General features: G+C 71.7%; 14 protein-coding genes. 9 read left to right on the forward strand and 5 right to left on the reverse strand.

Translation table 11 applies throughout. The annotated features are described in order from the left end of the window. Positions 1-266: 266 nt before the first annotated feature. From ACFVWY_RS16895 to ACFVWY_RS16910, 4 genes are all read left to right on the forward strand, one after another. Positions 267-791, forward strand: coding sequence for a hypothetical protein (locus ACFVWY_RS16895; RefSeq protein ID WP_389872522.1), 525 nt, complete (start codon positions 267-269; stop codon positions 789-791). A 368-nt stretch (positions 792-1,159) separates the two neighbouring features. After that, entirely contained in the window at positions 1,160-1,933 is a 774-nt protein-coding gene (locus tag ACFVWY_RS16900) for a methyltransferase domain-containing protein (RefSeq protein ID WP_389872524.1), read from the forward strand. A gap of 237 nt (positions 1,934-2,170) precedes the next feature. Further along, a complete protein-coding gene (locus tag ACFVWY_RS16905; RefSeq protein ID WP_389872891.1) occupies positions 2,171-2,677 on the forward strand; it encodes a GNAT family N-acetyltransferase in 507 nt (168 codons plus the stop codon). A 132-nt stretch (positions 2,678-2,809) separates the two neighbouring features. Further along, a complete protein-coding gene (locus ACFVWY_RS16910; RefSeq protein ID WP_389872527.1) occupies positions 2,810-3,415 on the forward strand; it encodes a DinB family protein in 606 nt (201 codons plus the stop codon). 525 nt (positions 3,416-3,940) lie between these two features. Here ACFVWY_RS16910 and ACFVWY_RS16915 read toward each other — a convergent pair. Both ACFVWY_RS16915 and ACFVWY_RS16920 read right to left on the reverse strand, forming a co-directional pair. Continuing rightward, positions 3,941-4,549, reverse strand: a complete 609-nt coding sequence (locus ACFVWY_RS16915; protein WP_389872530.1) for a GDSL-type esterase/lipase family protein — start codon at positions 4,547-4,549, stop codon at positions 3,941-3,943. Positions 4,550-4,582: 33 nt separating this feature from the next. Further along, a complete protein-coding gene (locus ACFVWY_RS16920) occupies positions 4,583-5,812 on the reverse strand; it encodes a glycoside hydrolase family 64 protein (RefSeq protein WP_389872532.1) in 1,230 nt (409 codons plus the stop codon). Positions 5,813-6,624: 812 nt separating this feature from the next. Between ACFVWY_RS16920 and ACFVWY_RS16925 the strand changes: the two genes are divergently transcribed. Further along, on the forward strand, positions 6,625-7,950 hold the full coding sequence (locus tag ACFVWY_RS16925) for a protein kinase (RefSeq protein WP_389872535.1): 1,326 nt from the start codon (positions 6,625-6,627) through the stop codon (positions 7,948-7,950). A gap of 200 nt (positions 7,951-8,150) precedes the next feature. On the opposite strand, the gene ACFVWY_RS16930 is transcribed toward ACFVWY_RS16925, so the two are convergent. The 3 genes from ACFVWY_RS16930 to ACFVWY_RS16940 form a co-directional block, all read right to left on the reverse strand. Continuing rightward, the gene (locus ACFVWY_RS16930; protein WP_389872538.1) at positions 8,151-8,654 is read right to left on the reverse strand and encodes an N-acetyltransferase; all 504 of its coding nucleotides are present in this window, start codon (positions 8,652-8,654) and stop codon (positions 8,151-8,153) included. Between the two features lie 151 nt (positions 8,655-8,805). Next, positions 8,806-9,069 carry a DUF397 domain-containing protein gene (locus tag ACFVWY_RS16935; RefSeq protein ID WP_389872540.1) on the reverse strand — a complete coding sequence of 88 codons (264 nt, stop codon included), beginning with the start codon at positions 9,067-9,069 and terminating at the stop codon, positions 8,806-8,808. After that, positions 9,066-9,893 (reverse strand): Scr1 family TA system antitoxin-like transcriptional regulator, encoded by an 828-nt coding sequence (locus tag ACFVWY_RS16940; protein WP_389872543.1) that lies wholly within the window; start codon positions 9,891-9,893, stop codon positions 9,066-9,068. Before ACFVWY_RS16940 ends, ACFVWY_RS16935 begins: the two co-directional genes overlap by 4 nt. 111 nt (positions 9,894-10,004) lie before the next feature. On the opposite strand from ACFVWY_RS16940, the gene ACFVWY_RS16945 reads away from it, so the two are divergent. The 4 genes from ACFVWY_RS16945 (at position 10,005) to ACFVWY_RS16960 (ending at position 16,478) form a co-directional block, all read left to right on the forward strand. Further along, on the forward strand, positions 10,005-10,514 hold the full coding sequence (locus ACFVWY_RS16945; RefSeq protein ID WP_389872545.1) for an ATP-binding protein: 510 nt from the start codon (positions 10,005-10,007) through the stop codon (positions 10,512-10,514). Between the two features lie 68 nt (positions 10,515-10,582). Continuing rightward, a complete protein-coding gene (locus ACFVWY_RS16950) occupies positions 10,583-10,993 on the forward strand; it encodes a VOC family protein (protein ID WP_389872547.1) in 411 nt (136 codons plus the stop codon). A gap of 577 nt (positions 10,994-11,570) precedes the next feature. Next, complete coding sequence (locus ACFVWY_RS16955; protein WP_389872549.1) at positions 11,571-12,443, forward strand: 4Fe-4S domain-containing protein; 873 nt, start codon at positions 11,571-11,573, stop codon at positions 12,441-12,443. A gap of 150 nt (positions 12,444-12,593) precedes the next feature. Further along, positions 12,594-16,478: an endo-alpha-N-acetylgalactosaminidase family protein gene (locus tag ACFVWY_RS16960; RefSeq protein WP_389872552.1), complete on the forward strand. Its 3,885-nt coding sequence runs from the start codon at positions 12,594-12,596 to the stop codon at positions 16,476-16,478. Positions 16,479-16,704 lie beyond the last annotated feature (226 nt).

Genomic DNA, 16,704 nt, shown 5'->3' on the forward strand with positions numbered 1-16,704 from the left:
GATGTGACGGGATGCGACGGTCGTGACCGTCGCGGTTGTTGTTTAACCTTCAACGAGATTGACTGTACCGGAATCTAGTTCAAGTTTCAACAGAGTCGCCGGAGTGGGGGTCCGGCGATCACCCGGGAATGCCGCAGGGGGCGTGAACGGCGGCCGAACGTGCCGCCAATTGCCCCCTGTTGATGCCGTCCCCCTCTGGCGGACGCGCGTAGAACTCGGGCAGTATCTCCCTGCCCTTACTTGTCATGAGCAGGAGGATTCCCCCCATGTCGTCCGCAATGAGACTGCGCCCCGTCCTGACCGCACTCGCCCTGGTGCTCGGTGTGCTCTTCGCGCCGGGCTTCGGTGTGATCGGCGGCGCCGCCCCCCAGGCCCACGCCGTCACCAAGCTCACCCACGCCCAGGCCACCGCCCGCTTCAGCCCCTCCGGCATCACCTGGTCGTCCTCCGGTGGCTGCTCCAACCGCAACGTCTCCACCTGCACGTCCTTCGACCAGCTCAACCTGCCGACCGCCCAGGGCGCCCAGACCCTCAAGAGCGCCACGGGCTGCGCGCTGAACATCACCGGCGGCACCGAGACCGGCCACGCCAGCGGCACGTACTCCCACTGGAACGGCTACAAGCTCGACTTCGGCAAGTCGACCTGCCTCACCAACTACATCCACAACACGTTCACCTACATCGGCCTCCGCGGCGACGGCGCCCCCCAGTACAAGGCGGGCTCCGGCAACATCTACGCCGACGAGGGCAACCACTGGGACGTGACGTACTACAACTGCGGCGGCTGCTGACCCCCGTACCGCGCGCACCGGCCCCGGATGCCCCCGTCCCGGCCCGCCCGGAGCGGGGGCATCCGCCCGCGAGGGCGGGGTCACCGGAGCGCTGCCGCGCCGCGGGGACGCGGCGGGGCGCGAGCCGGGCCGGCTGGACATGCGCCCGGGACGGCCCGCGGGCGGAGGCGGAGGCCGCCAGGGACCGGCCGTCAGCGCCGCGAGGTCCGCGGCGGCTGCGAGGGGCACTCCGCGCCCGCTGACCTCCCTCCTTGCGTTCCGCCGTTCCTCAGCGCCCGCCCCGGACACGGGCGGAGCATCCGCGGGCGTCCCCCGCGCGGAACGGGAAACGCACGACGGACGCCGGGCCCAGGTGTTTGACTGCCCCCATGTCATCGACCCTGGGCACGCCCCCACCCGACCAGGCCTCCTACATGCTGCGCGCCGCCGCCAGTGATACGGGCCGTGCGTACAAACGGCAGACGCTGGACCTGCTGGACATCCGCGCGGGCCAGACCGTCCTGGACGTGGGATGCGGCCCGGGTACGGATCTGCCGACGCTGGCCGAACGCGTCGGCGACGGCGGCACGGTCATCGGCGTGGACCGTGACCCGGGCATGCTCGCGCTGGCCCGTGCGCGTACGGAGGACCTGCGCCGGGTGGAGATCCGCGAGGGCGACGCGCACGCCCTGCCCGTCGAGCCGGGCACGGTGGACCGGGCCAAGGCCGACCGGGTCCTGATGCACGTCGCCGATCCGGCCGGTGTCCTCGCCCAGATGTACCGGGCGACCCGTCCGGGCGCCCGCATCGGCCTCGCCGAACCCGACTGGGACACGCTGATCGTCGACGCCGAGGACCTTGAGACGAGCCGCGCCTTCACCCGTTACACCACGGCCGAGGCCGTGCGCCACGCGACCATCGGCCGCAGCCTCGCCCGCCTCGCCGGACAGGCGGGCTTCCGCGTCGAAGAGGTGCTCGCCACCACACCGGTCTTCCGGGATGTCCACGACGCGGATCACACCCTGGGCCTGGGCCGCACCATGCAGAAGGCCATCGACGCGGGCCACGTCGACCGCGACCGCGGGCACCGCTGGTTCGCCGGGCTGTCCCAGGGGCCGTTCTACGCGTCGTTCACGCTCGTCAGTGTGATCTGCTCCCGCTGACACGCGAGGGGCGAACCGCGTGGCCGGGGCAGGTCGGCCCCCGGCACCCTTCGCTCCGGCGTCCCAGCGGCCCGGGAGGGCGCGACCGCGGGACTCCGGGGCGGGGCGCTCTCGTCCGCTGGCTCCGCCGGTCCGGCCCGGTCCTCCCGGCGATGCGCCCGGCCTCGTCCCTCCGGCAGGGGAACGGTCCGGTCCACTGGACAGGTACAGAAGGAATGCGGGGTTGTGGGAGTGGGTCTGCTGCGCGGCGCACAGGTGGTTCTCCGGCCCGCCGGACGCGGGGACGCTCCCGCTCTGGCCGCGATCCGGGCCACACCCGAGGTGCGGGCCCGGTGGCGGGGCGGGGAGGACCTGGAGGCTGAGGTGCTGGCCGGGCTCGGCGATCCGGATACGCGTTGCCTGGCCGTCGAGTACGAACGGCGGGTCGCCGGCATGATCCAGTGGTACGCGGAGGAGGACGCCGAGTACCGGCACGCGGGCATCGACCTCTTCCTCGATCCCGCGGTGCACGGCCGGGGCCTCGGCACCGACGTCGTACGGACGCTGGCCCGCCACCTCGTCGACGACCACGGCTACCACCGCCTGGTGATCGACCCGGCGGCCGACAACGCGGCGGCGATCCGCTGCTACACCAAGGCCGGCTTCCGCCCGGTGGGCGTCATGCGGCAGTACGAGCGCGCCGCCGACGGCACCTGGCACGACGGCCTCCTGATGGACCTCCTGGCAGCCGAGCTGGTCCGCTGACCCGGAGCCCCTCACCGGACCGGGGCCCGCCGTGCCGGGGCGGCGGCCAGGGCCGGGCCCCGGTTCTGCCGGTCGTCGCGGACCACTGCGCGATCTTGAGACCACGAGCGGCCCATGGCAGGCTCATGCCGCATGATCGACGAATTCGCCAAGGACAACCTGCACGGGAGACTGCGGAGGGACCGCAAGGCACTGCTCTGGAAACTCGACGGCTTGTCCGCGTACGACGCCCGCCGGCCTTTGACCGCGACCGGGACCAACCTCCTCGGCCTGGTCAAACACGTGGCCAGCGTCGAGGCCAGGTACTTCGGCGAGGTCTTCGGCCGCCCTTCCCCGGAACCGCTGCCCCGGTGGCAGGACCACGACGGCGGCGATCTGTGGGCGACCGAGGACGAGACCAGCGATCAGATCATCGGGTTCTACCAGCGCACGTGGGAACACTCGGACGCGACGATCAACGCGCTTCCCCTCGACGCCCCCGGCCACGTGCCGTGGTGGCCGGAGCCGTATCCCAACACGAACCTGTTCGCCGTCATGGTCCATGTCCTCAGCGAGTCCGTCCGGCACGCCGGGCACGCCGACATCCTGCGCGAGGGCCTCGACGGCCGGACCGGGCTGCGCGCCGAACACGAGGAGCAGATCGACGAGGAAGCCCGTGCGGCCTACCGCGCGAAGATCGAGCAGGCCGCCAGAGCGGCCGTACCCGTCACGGATGAGAGGTTGTCTGACGTGGTGTGAGGGTCGTGCGGCCTGATGCCGGCCGTGGACGCCGGTCCGCCGGGCGTCTGGTTCCTGATGAACTCTGGCAGCTGGCCGCCCCGTTGACGCCGATGTTCGCCGCTCGTCCGCACGGTGGCGGGACCGCCCCCCCGTGTGGCGAGCGGGCCGTGTTCACGGCAGTGGTGTTCACGGCAGTGGTGTACGCGCTGTCCGGCGGCTGTGTCCGGCGGCTGTGCCTGGTGGCATCTGCCGCCCGCCGCCCGCCGCCCGCCGCCCGCCGCCCGCCGCCCGGCCCGTCACCGCGCATCGCCGCTTCACGGTGCTGACCGATACCGGCCTGTGGCGTCGGCCGCACCGGGCGGTGCTGGACGGACTCGGGGCCCGGGGCGAGGCGGGCTGGACCTCGACGATCCGCGGTGGGCGCACGGCGGGATCATCAGCTGAGCACCGCACCGCACCGCACCGGCCCGGCCCCGCGCGGCTGCGGACGGCGGTCGCGTGCGGGGAGCGGGATACGTCTCCCTCGCGCACCGGCCGTTCAGTTCAGGAAGGTGACCGGGCGATCCACCGCTGCCACGGGCCAGCCAGGACGAGAGCGGCCAGCCGCCGGTAGCCGCCGCCACCCGGGTGGGCGCCGTCGCCCGCCAGGGCCTCGCGCGTCCAGACGGGGTCGTCGGCCAGGAGCCGGGTGGTGGGGACGAACGGCACGTGCCGCTCCCGGCAGAGCGCCCCCATCGCGTCGGCGAGCTCCGCCGTACGGGTCAGATGTCCGGCGCCCACGCCGACGACCGGTGGCGGGCCGACCACGAGCGGCGTGACGGCCCGGCACCGGCCCTCGTCCAGGACCGAGGCCAGGTTCTCCAGACAGCGGGCCGCACCGACGCGCACCGTGCCGTTCTCCTCGGTCATGTCGTTGCTGCCGAAGGAGACGACGAGCCTGTTGTCGGCGCCGGACAGGGTCCGCGGCAGCACCTCCCGCCAGCAGCGGCGCAGCACATCCTCGGAGGTGTTGCGCCTGATACCGAGGTTGAAGGCCGTGATGTCCCTGCCGGTGGCCTCCAGCACCCGGCCGACCCACCCCCGGTGCTCGGGATCGCCGATGCCCTGGACGAACGAGTCGCCGATGAAGCAGATGCGTAGGTCCTCGGTCATCCAGCGACTCTAACGGGGCCCTGGCCCACCGGATCAGGCGCCGACCGCCACCGTGAACCGGCGCGGGTTCCCGTCGTTGGCGGCGCCCGACACGTCGGGCTGGCCGTCGGGGCGGACGTCGTCGTACGGGAAGGCGTAGCCGATCGGGGTGTGGGCGTGGACGACGCGGGACCAGTGGTTGGTGGCCGGGTCCTGGTAGTAGTCGGCGGGGGAGGTGCCGTTCGGCTGGTCGGGGTGGGTGAGCATCAGGGAGCGGTTGAAGCCGGAGGCGAGGCGGGCCAGGAGCGCCTTCTTGTCGTCGGAGTCGGCCGGGTTGTTGGTGAACGGGCCGTGGTCGCAGGTGAAGACGTCCTTGGAGGTCGGCTTGGCGAAGGTGTGGTCGCCCTCGAAGGCCAGGACGTCGCCGTTCACCCGGCCGGTGCGGACGCCGCGCCCGCCCTGGAGGTCGATGCGCAGATCGGTGGAGCGGTACTTGTCCCAGACCCGGTCGATGTACGAGGTGAACGCGTCCCGAAACGGCATCTCGTCCGGCCGGTCGAAATACGGCGCCATCAGGCTCTGCGGGGAGATCACCCGCAGGACGCCGCCGTCCCCGCCCCGGATCACCAGCTTGTCCCAGGGCTGGCCGTCGGTGCCGGCCTGGGCGGTGAGACCGTCCGCGACGCGCTGGACCGCGCCGTCCGGGAGCGGGGCCACGGTGTGCGTCGCGTCACCCTCCAGGGTCAGGCCGATCGGCAGCGCGGTGACCAGGTCCACGTAACTGATGTTGGCGTACAACTGCTGTGGGTTGAACGTGAATTCACAGAAGGACCAGGTGCGCCCGTAGTTGGCGTCGGTGGGCGTCGCGAAGGCCGGTTCGACGACTTCGGGGCCCGGGTTGAGGAAGAACGTGAGGGTGTCGTCGCGTACGAAGTAGACGCGCGCGCCGTACATCTGCGGGAGGGTGAGGACCACCGGAGCGGCGCCCGCCGCGTTCAGCGGGATGGCGCAGTCGACGGGCAGCGGGGTCTGCGGGGCGGAGGGGGAGTCCGGGCGGTAGGGGGTGCCGTCGGCCCGCAGCAGGACCCAGTGGCCGGAGCCCTGCTCGCGGCCGGTGACGTACGCGTTGACCTTGCCCGGCAACGACAGGTTCGCCAGGGCGAGTTCGCAGGTCGCGGGAGCCGCGTGCGCGCTCGGGCTCAGCGAACTGGCCCAGGCCGGGTACGTGAGAGCGGTCGCGGCGGCGGTGGCGCCGCCCTTCAGGAAAAGCCTGCGTGAGACCACGGGGACTCCTGGGGGTGTGGGGGGAAATCTCCACTCTCGTGAGGGCCGCTCCAGCCGTCAAGACATAGGGCTGAGAGCGCTCTCAAGCGGGTGAACTTTTCATGACTCCCCCTATTCGGGCGGCGGCCAGGCGGTACCGGACACCGCGACGCCGCGGGCATGTGCGGGCCTGGGCCCCGTCTTCGGACGGCCGGCGTCCGGCCGGAGGCCGGGCTGCGCGGCGTCTGGTGCATCCGTGCGATGCCGGGCGATGCCGGGCATGGCATGGCGGACGCCGTCGCCTTCGAGGCGGCAGCCGCGGAGGACCTTTCAGGTCGTCATGCGGGCGAGGACGTGCTTCGGCCAGCGGCGCCCGGTCCTCCAGCAGCGCCCGGTCCTCCAGCGGAAGACCTGACGGCCAGCCCTCGCGAACCGCGACGGGACAGCCCTTTAGCATGGTCGTTTTCCTCCGGCGCGAAGAAGGATTCCGGTGAAGCACTCCGCAGGCCCGCCGTCGCGGGACCGTCGCCGTCCGGACCCGCGGCACCGGCTGAGCCCCCGGAGTTCCCGGAGCTTCGTCCTCGGCCTCTGCATGGCCGTCGGGGGACTGGCGGGCGGAGTGCGCTCCGTAGCGGACGGGAAGGGGATCTGGACGGCTCTCGGTGTCTTCGGCGTGGGGTGTCTCGGCGTCGTTCTCAGCGTCGCGTGGGTCGTGACGTACACGCGGGAGCGCTGAGAAGCGGACGCGGGCCCGTCGTCCGCAACGCCCTTGGTTCGCACGGATGTTGGTGATCCGTGCCGATGGTTCACCCAGACCTGCGAGCATCTGCGGAATGAGAGAGCTGCTCCCCGCCGACCCCCGCGCGGTCGGCCCGTACCGGCTGCTGGCGCGACTGGGAGCCGGTGGAATGGGCGAAGTGTTCCTCGGGCGCTCGCCGGGCGGGCGGATCGTCGCGGTGAAGGTCGTACGGCGCCCGCTCGCCGAGGACGTGCACTTCCGCCGCCGCTTCAGCCGCGAGGTGGCGGCCGCCCGCCGTGTCGGGGGTTTCTACACCGCGCAGGTCGTCGACGCGGACACCGGGGCCGACCAGCCGTGGCTGGTCACGTCCTACATCCCCGGCCCGTCGCTCCGCGAGGCGGTCGCCGAGTACGGCCCCTTCCCGGCGGAGGCGGTCGCGGCGCTCGGTGCGGGCCTGGCCGAAGGACTGAAGGCCATCCACGCGTGCGGAGTGGTCCACCGCGACCTCAAGCCCGGAAACGTGCTCCTCGCCAACGACGGGCCGCGCGTCATCGATTTCGGCATCGCCCGAGCCCTGGACGAGACGTCCGAGCTCACCAGGTCCGGTGTGATCGGCACCCCCGCCTACATGTCGCCCGAGCAGATCCGGGGCGAGGAAGCCGGTCCGGCGAGCGACGTCTTCTGTCTGGCGGCCGTACTGGCCTACACCGCCACCGGAGAGGCCCCGTTCGGCAGCGGCCGCAAGGAGGCCGTGATGTACCGCGTCGTGCACGAGGAGCCGGACCTGTCGGGAGTACCGGCCGACCTCGTCCCGGTCGTCGCGGCGGGCCTCGCCAAGGCGCCCGGCGACCGGCCCGGCGTGGACGAGATCCTCGGCCGCTGCGCCGCGCTGGCCGGGCCGGACGGGCTCCGCCTCCCGGACGCGGTGACCGGGCTGATCGACGAGCGGGAGATACGGACGGCACGGACGGTCCGGGCCGACGCGACGGTCCCGCGCGCGGCCCCGCCCGAACCGAAGTCCGCACCGGCCCCAGAACCAGCCCCCGGCCGCGCCCCCGTACCAGGCCCCGCCACGAAGACCGAAGCCCGACCGGTGCCCTTCCCGGACCGGGCCGCGCCCCGGCAGGTGCCGCAGGTCCGGGCCACCGTGCGGAAGTCCGTGACCGGCCACGCCTTCGTGAGCCTGCCCCGGCACCTCTTGCTGCCGGGCCCGGAAACGCGGCTGCGGATCGTGCGCTGGCACAAGAGGAAGGGCGACCAGGTCACCGCCGACGAGCCGCTGCTCACCCTTGTGTGGGAGCGGGGAGCGGCCGTGATCACCGCGCCGGTCGGCGGCACGCTCGTGTTCGTCGCGCGTGGGGAGGGTGCCACGGCCCGGGTGGGTGCCGTCGTCGCCGCGATCGGCGCACAGGGGGAGTAAGGCTCCGCGCGGGGGATGGGCCACCAGGCGGCCGTAGGGACGGCGGCAGGCGGTGGTGGGCGGTGGTGGGCGGCGCGGCACGGCGCGGAGCGAGACGGCCGTGCGAGCGCCAAGTAAAGGCTGTCCCGTAATCCCTGACGCCGCACGCCCGCAAGGGATTACGGGACAGCCCTTGCCCAGAGCGTTACGGCAGAAGCTACTTACGCGTCGGCGTGCTCCGGCAGGGCGAGCCAGTCCGCCCAGGAGATCTCGCGGCCGAGGAAGCGCGGCTGCTCGAACGGCCAGTCGGCGGCGATCCACTGCGGCACCAGCTCGTCGAGGGCCTGCTCGACCTTGCTGCCCACCAGCTCGTCCACCACCCACCAGGAGATCTCGCCGTCCGCGCCGGCCCTCTCCGGTGGGTCGATGTAGACGCAGCCGAGCAGAGCTGTCTCCGCCACGTCGAGCAACGCGTAGTTGAAGGACTGGTGTGCTGCGATCTCCTTCTCGTGCCGCAACAGGTCGGCCTGGTCGGCCTCGTAGGTCATGGTGGCCGCGGGCCAGCCCCAGGCCGGGCCGAAAATGCTCCACAGCCGCTCGCGCGAACCCATCACAGCCGGATAGTCGAGCGGGGTGTCCGCCTCCCGGATCGGCCGCAGGTGATGGTCACTGCCCGGCAGCGGTACCAGGACGGGATGGGCGAAGTCATCGGGGAGCCAGCTCATAGCGCCCGACCGTAGCAGCGCGCGCCCGTCCACTCCCCTGGATTTTCCCGTATACCGCCAGGCCCCGCTCTCAGGCCGGGCAGTGCCCGCGCTCACCCGATCGGGACGCCCGTTCGACGGCAGACTCCATGACCGGTAGGGCGACGGCTTCTCAGACCGTGGCGCTCAGGAAGGCGGTCCAGGCGGTCGGCGGGACGGTCAGGACGGGGCCTTCGGTGACCTTGGAGTCGCGGATGTGGACGGCGGCGGGGTGCGCGGCCACCTCCACGCAGTCGCCTCCCTGGCTGCCGCTGTAGCTGGACTTGCGCCAGTCGTAGGCGACCTCCAGGCAGGCACCGCCCTGGCTGCCGCTGTAGCTCGACTTGAACCAAGCAAGGGTGGCGGAGGGGGAGGCCGGGTGTGCTGCGCGGGTCATGTCTCTCCAAGCAGTTCGTCCAGTAGCCGGGCACTCGCATCGACGGAGAGCGCCTGCGAACGCAGCATCCCATATTTCTGCTGAAGCACACTGACCTGATCCGGGTCCTCGTGCAGGTAGCTGGTCAACTGACCCTCGACGTAGGCCAAGTGGTCGTGCTCGGGGGTCTCCAGCAGCACCATCGGGCCGTCGAGCGCGGCATGCTTCGGAAGCTCTATCGGCATGATCTGGAGACCCAGGAAGGGGAGTTCCATGCACTGGCGCAGATGCCGGATCTGGCTCCGCATCATGGCAGGGTCGCCGAGTCGGCTGCGTAGGGTGCTCTCCTCCAGGACAAAGTGAAGCATGGGGCGCGGCTTGCGTTCGAGGAGCTTCTGCCGGTCCATGCGTGCCGTCACCCAGCTCTCCTGTTCGGCCTCGTCCAGAGGAGGGAAGAGGCAGGAGAAGAGGAAGCGGGCGTACTCCTCGGTCTGGATCAGCCCCGGCACTACCTGGTTCTCGTACCAGAGCAGCGTCAGTGCCTCCCGCTCGTAGTCCAGGAAGTCATGGACGAACGCGGGCAGCCGGTCCTTGCTCGGCATCGCCTCCGCCAAGGTCTGGAACGTCTTCTTCGTCTGGAGGTGCTTGTCGAGCAGGACGGCCAGGTCGCGCTGGAGCGGCCTGCGGCCCTGCTCGATCGACGCGATGGTGTCCACACTCACCCGGCACAGCTCGGCCAGGGCCGCCTGGGTCATTCGCATGTCACCACGGTGTTCCGCGAGCAAGTTCCCGATCATCGTCCATGTGGTGATCTGCTTGCTCTTGCGTTTCTTCGCTGTGTGCATGGACTGCCTCTCCCCGTTCCGAACCCCGGATGACCCGTCAGAGGTCGTACAGATGAGATGTACGACCCCACGCACTGTTCATCACCAGTGACATTGCGTGACGTTGGCTGCGTGAACGAGATTACCCAACTCCCCCACTTCCGCGAGGTGTTCCACCGGCGGGAACGCCGGGCCATCCCGCTCGTACGGAAGTTCGTACGTGATGCCCTGCGCGACTGGGCGTGCGAGAAGCGTGCCGACGATGTGGTGCTCTGCGTAAGTGAGCTGGCCACCAACGCCCTGCTGCACGGGGTGCCGCCCGGCCGGGGGTTCCGGCTCCGGCTGAGCCTGGACCCGGGCGACGGTGTCCTGCGTGTGGAGGTCCACGACAGTGGGGACGGGGAGGTGCGGCTCCCCGGGGCCTGGGCGGATTCCGGCGCGGAGTCCGGGCGCGGATTGCTCATGGTCGCGACGCTCGCCGACACGTGGGGCGTGGGGGAGCGGAACCCGGGCAAGGTGGTCTGGTGCGAGTTCGCGGTGCGCGGGCCGGACCGGCTGACTGCCGGAGGGCTGCCTTCCGGATCGAGCCGCATCGGGCTGGGGCAGGACGCGCCGGGCTGGACCAAGGCGCACCGGGCCTGAACAAGCCGGGGCGGACGGCGGCCCGGCCTCGTAGGCTGAGCCTGCCGTCCGCACTGCCTGGGGGAGAAGTGGCCAGTAGATTCACGGAGTTGGTCGTCGATTGCCGCGATCCGGAGCGGCTCGCGGCCTTCTGGTGCGCGGTCCTGGACTTCGAGGTGATCGACCGGGGTGAGGACAAGGTCGAGATCGGTTCCTGGGAGCCCACCGTCGAGCAGGTCCGGGCCCGGCAGATGCCGCCCACCCTGCTGTTCATCCACGTGCCCGAGGGCAAGGCGGCGAAGAACCGGATCCACCTCGACGTCAGCCCGATCGACCGGAGCACCGACGCCGAGGTGACCAGACTGCTCGCCCTCGGCGCCACCACGGTGGACGTGGGGCAGGGGCCCGGCCGGAGCTGGGTGGTCATGGCCGACCCCGAGGGCAACGAGTTCGACGTCCTGCGGACCCTGGCACCGTCCGACGGCCCGGCGTTCCACTGATCCCGGCCGTCCCCGCGCTGACGGATTTCCGCCACCACGCCGGAGAAGCGTGCGGCCTGCCTCGGCCCTCGTGACGTCCTGTCCCGGTTCCGGCAGGCGGTGCCCGGCAAGTCCGCGGACAACCTGGCCAGCCTGTTCGCGGTCGATGCCGTGCACGAGTTCCCCTTTCTCGCCCTCCCCGGTACGCCTGAGCGCTGCCAGGTGTGTGAGGAGACCCGTGCGGGCTGCCGGGCTGCCCGGGGCGCGAGTCCGGTGCGGCCGCGGGACATCCGCGAGGCCGCCGTGCACCCGGTCCGGTCGCCCTTGTGAGGTGCGCGTCCCGGACGGCGGTGACGTCGCGTCCGTGCAGGACGCAGGGCGCATGACGCGGGGCGCGGAGTTCAGGACGTGGTGGACTCGCGTCCCTTCACGAACCGGCGGAACGAGTCCTCCGCCGCCTTCGCCGAGGAACCGTCAAGGGCACGCCGGGCCCCGGTGCACCCTTCCCCTCATGGCCGTCCGTGGGCTATGCCTTGGCTGTGCCTGGAGCCGGAGGCCCGGCCCGGGTCGTATACGCGGACAGGTGAGGAGCCCCGCTGTGGATGACTGGTACGTGGACGACCGCTGCACCAACTGCGATGTCGCCCGGCAGTTCGCCCCCGAGCTGTTCGAGGAGGTGAACCACAGGTCGGAGGTGCTGCGCCAGCCGGAGAGTCCGGAGGAGACCCGGCGCTTACACGCCGCCGCCTTCGCCTGCCACACCCGCTCGATCCGGCCGGGGTCGCGGAAGCTGGACCCGGTGCTCGACCCGTTCCCGATGGCGCTGGACGACGGCGTGCTGATCTGCGGGCACAACTCCACGCACACCGCCGGGGCCAACGCGTACCTGCTCCGGCGGCCCTCCGGTACGTCGATGATGATCGACACCCCGCGCTGGAGCTCCGGCCTCGCGGACCGGTACGCGACGGTGGCGGGGCCCGTCACCGACGTACTGCTGACCCACCGCGACCATGCCGCGCACGGGCGGCGCTACGCCGACCACTACGGGGCCAGGCTCTGGATCCACGAGGGCGATCTGGACGCGGCCCCGGACGCGGACCAGGTGATCCGGGGGCTGGACCCGGTGGAGGTCGGCGGGGGAGTCACCGTCCATCCGCTGCCCGGCCACACGAAGGGCAGCGTGCTCTACCTCGCCGACGACCGGTACTGCTTCAGCGGCGACAGCTTCCACTGGTCGCGTACGACCCAGGACCTGGAGGTCGTGGACCCCGTGACCTGGTACTCCATCGAGGAGCAGGCGGCCTCCCTGGCCCGGACGGCGGGGAAGCTGAGGTTCGAATGGGTACTGCCCGGCCACGGCGACCGACGACGGCTGGACGCCGACGAGATGTCCCGGCGGCTGCACGCCCTCACGGAACGCGCGGCGCTGCTGCGGCCCCGGCCGGTCGACTTCACGGCCGTCCGCTGGTGACGTACCGGAGTCCCCGCGCCCGGCCCTGACGGACTTCACCCGGGCCGGTCAGGGCCCACTTGGACTTACGCAACGCGGTTGTTGGACTGGTGCGTTCGGAGTCGTCGCAGGTCGTTGACGGTGTCCCGGGGCGGGGACTACGCAGTGCACATGTCCTCTCGAAGATTCACTTCGGCGGGCGCCGCAGCCGCCGCCACAGCCGTCGTCCTGGCCCTGGCGGGGACGGCGCTCCCCGCCTCGGCCGCCGCTCCCGCCTCCGGCCCGTCCGCCGCGGTCGCGCCGTCCGTGCCCGCGGACGCCCCCGTCATCCGGTCCGCCCAGCTCGCGGTCGCCGTGGCCGAGGACTTCCCGCGGGTCCTCGCGTACACCGACCGGGCCGGGGGCGGGCGGCTGCTGGGCAGCACGCGGCCGGTCACCACCGTGACCCTCAACGGCAGCGCGTACCCCGTCCAGCTCAAGGGCGCCCCCCGGATCACCGCCTCGGCCGCCCACTACACCCTGACCTTCACCGGCCTGCCCGGGGTCGAGATCGACGCCTCGCTCTCGGTCACCGGACGCGCCACCACCTTCAAGGTGACGGCCGTCCGCGACACCGGGGCGTTCCGCGTCTCCACCCTCGACATACCCGGCCACGACCTGGTCTCCGTGGGCTCCACCGACACCGGCGCCGCCACCGCCTTCACCAGGCTCGACAACGACTCGACGAAGACCGCCGACGTCTTCGGCCCGGTCACCGCCGCCACCGCCGCCGACAAGGCCCCGCTCGGCGCCACCTACGCGATCGTCAACACCTCCTCGCTCGCCGCCGCCGTCGAGTCCAACTCCTCCTACGACAAACCCTCCGGCGCCACCGGCGGCGACGACGCCCGCTTCTGGCACCAGGCCCGCACCGCCGACGACGGCAGCGTCCGGGTCGGCGTCTGGTCCGGCCAGTGGACCTACCGGGGCGAGGGCGCACCGGAGCCGGAGAGCGGGGACGACCTCCCCTGGGCCAGGGTCGTCGTCACCCCCGACGCCAACGGCGACCGGACCGTGGACTGGCAGGACGGCGCCGTCGCCTTCCGTGCCATCGGCGTCCGGGCCCCCGGCAGTGAGTCCACCGCTGACCGGGTCGTCACCCACATCCCGTTCAACTTCGCCAGCCAGGCCACCCATCCCTTCCTGCGTACCCTCGACGACGTCAAGCGGATCTCCCTGGCCACCGACGGACTCGGCCAGCTCGCCGTCCTCAAGGGGTACGCCTCCGAGGGCCACGACTCCGCCCACCCCGACTACGGCGGCGACTACAACAAGCGCGCCGGAGGGCTCAAGGACCTCAACGCGCTGCTCAAGGACGGCAAGAAATGGGGCGCCACCTTCGGCGTCCACGTCAACGCGACCGAGGCGTACCCCGAGGCCAGGGAGTTCGACGAGCAGCTCGTCGACAAGACCAGGCCCGGCTGGAACTGGCTGGGCCAGAGCTACTACATCGACCAGCGCCGCGACATCAACAGCGGCGACCTGGCCAGGCGTTTCCAGCAGCTGCGCGACGAGACCGACCCCAACCTCGGCTTCCTCTACATCGACGTCTACTACACGCACGGCTGGATCGCGGACAAGACGCTGCGCGCCGTGCAGAAGCAGGGCTGGAACGTCGGCAGCGAGTGGTCCGACAAGTTCGAGCGCGGCACCCTGTGGTCGCACTGGGCCAACGACCTCGACTACGGCGGGGCCACCAACAAGGGGCTCAACTCGAAGATCATCCGCTTCATCCGCAACGGCGAGCGGGACACCTGGAACAACGACCCGGTGCTCGGCCAGAGTGCCCTCGCCGAATTCGAGGGCTGGACCGGCGAGACCGACTGGAACGCCTTCTACGACAACATCTGGCAGCGCAACCTGCCCGCCAAGTACCTCCAGCAGCAGAGGATCACCCGCTGGGACGGCAACGACATCACCCTCACCGGCGGGGTCCGGGGCACCGTCGAGGACGGGAAGCGGACCTTCTACGACCACGGCCGCAAGGTCCTCAGCGGCACCGGCTACCTGCTGCCCTGGGACGGCGGGAAGAAGCTGTACCACTACAGCCAGTCCGGCGGGACCAGCAGCTGGGCCGTGCCGTCGAACGGTACGTACACCGTCTACGCGCTGACCGACAACGGCCGCGTGAAGACGGGCACGGTCAAGCCGGTCGACGGGAGGGTCACCCTGACCGCGAAGGCCGGCCAGCCGTACGTCCTCTACCCCCGGCAGGCACCCAGGGCCGCCGACCCGGAGTGGGGCGAGGGCACCCCGGTCCACGACCCGGGCTTCAACGACGGGGCGCTGACCGCCTGGACGAAGACCGGGGCCGTCGGCCGCGACACCGACGGCAAGGGCCGCAACAGCGCCGCGTTCACCGGCAGCGCACCCGCCGCGCTCGCGCAGCGCGTCGACGGGCTCGTCCCGGGCCAGCGCTACACCGCCTCCGCGCTCATCGAGGTGCAGCCGGGGAAGACCCGGCACACCACGCTCTCGATCGGCGGGAAGTCCGTCGCCGTGGACCGCTCCACCGTCAAGGACCAGGTTGCCGCGTCCGACTGGCACGGCAGCTACTTCCAGCGCGCCGAGGTCAACTTCACCGCCCCCGCGAACGGGCGCGCCACCCTGCGCGTGGAGGCGGCCGGCGGCAGCGCGGCCACCGTACGGGCCGACGACGTGCGCATCGTCGCCAACGCCCCGAAAACCGTGCCGGGCACCGTCGTCCACGAGGACTTCGAGGACGTCGACCAGGGCTGGGGCCCCTTCCTGAAGGGCGACGCGGGCGGCTCGACCGACCCCCGCACCGTCATCTCCCAGCTGCACGCCCCGTACACCCAGGCAGGGTGGAACGGAAAGCTGTCCGACGATGTGCTCGGCGGCGAGGAATCCCTCAAGTCCCACGAGGAGAACGCCGGGCTCGTCTACCGCACCGCCCCCTGGACCGTGCCCATGACCGAGGGGCACCGCTACAAGGTCGCGTACGACTACCAGTCCAGCCACGCCGGGGCCTACGAATGGGTCGACGGCTACGACCGGATCACCGCGGAGGGCACGCCCGACGCCGTGGAGACCCGGACCACCGCGATAGGGCAGCAGCGCACCACCGGCCACTTCACCGAGACCCTCACCGCGGGCTGCGGCGACACCTGGACCGGGCTGCGCAAGCGCGGTGACGCCCCCGACGGCGCCGACTTCGTCCTCGACTCCTTCACCGTGACCGACCTCGGTCCCGCCCCCGAGTCCGAGCGGGCCGCCTGCGGCACCCTCGCCGTCGACCCCGGCGCCGAGACCCTGGAACCGGGCAGGGCCGCCACCGTCAAGGCGTCCTTCACCAACCACGAGGCGACCGCGGCCACCGGCGTCGCGCTCGCCCTGACCGTCCCCGAGGGCTGGACGGCCGAGACGGACGGCCCCGTCACCTTCGACTCCGTCGCGGCGGGCGCCAAGGCCACCGGCACCTGGCGGGTCACCCCGCCGGCGGACGCGGTGTACCAGACGTACGCACTGGCGGCCGAGGCCACGTACGCCGTCGACGGTGCCCGGCGCACGCTGGGCGCGCAGACCTCGGTACGCACCCTGCCGCCGCCGCCCACCACCGACAGCTGGGCCAGTGACCTGGACTGGACGGCCGCCGAGAACGGCTGGGGCCCCGTCGAACGGGACCTCTCCAACGGCGAGACCGGCACCGGTGACGGCACCCCGCTCACCATCGGCGGCACTGTCTACGCCAAGGGCCTGGGCACCCACGCCCCGGCGAAGGTCCGCTACTACCTCGGCGGGCGGTGCACCTCCTTCACCGCCCGGGTGGGGGTGGACGACGTCCAGAAGAGCGCCGGAAGCGTGCGCTTCTCCGTCCTGGCCGACGGTGCCGCGAAAGTGACGTCGCCGGTGTTGAAGGCGGCCGACACCGCCTGGACACTGGAGGCCGACGTCACCGGGGCCGCCTACGTCGACCTGGTCGTCGGCGACGGCGGCGACGGCAACGGCAACGACCACGCCGACTGGGGTGACGCCCGCTTCCACTGCGGCGGCTGAGAACCCCGGCGACCCAGCCGCGCGAGGGGGGCCGCATCATGGTCAAAGGTGCGGACCCCCCAACCGGAGCACACCCCGGGACTGACGGACGGTGGCGACCCACGACCACCGCACTTTGTGAGACCCCCACAAAGAAAGACCCGTACCGGCTGGTACTTCGCCTGCACGTCGCCCGGAGTATGTGGAGCCCCGCCAGGAAACCGGGCAGGAGACTGTACGGAGTCGA

It is taken from the genome of Streptomyces sp. NPDC058195 (genome assembly GCF_042883525.1).
In the GTDB taxonomy this organism is placed as follows: Bacteria; Actinomycetota; Actinomycetes; order Streptomycetales; family Streptomycetaceae; genus Streptomyces.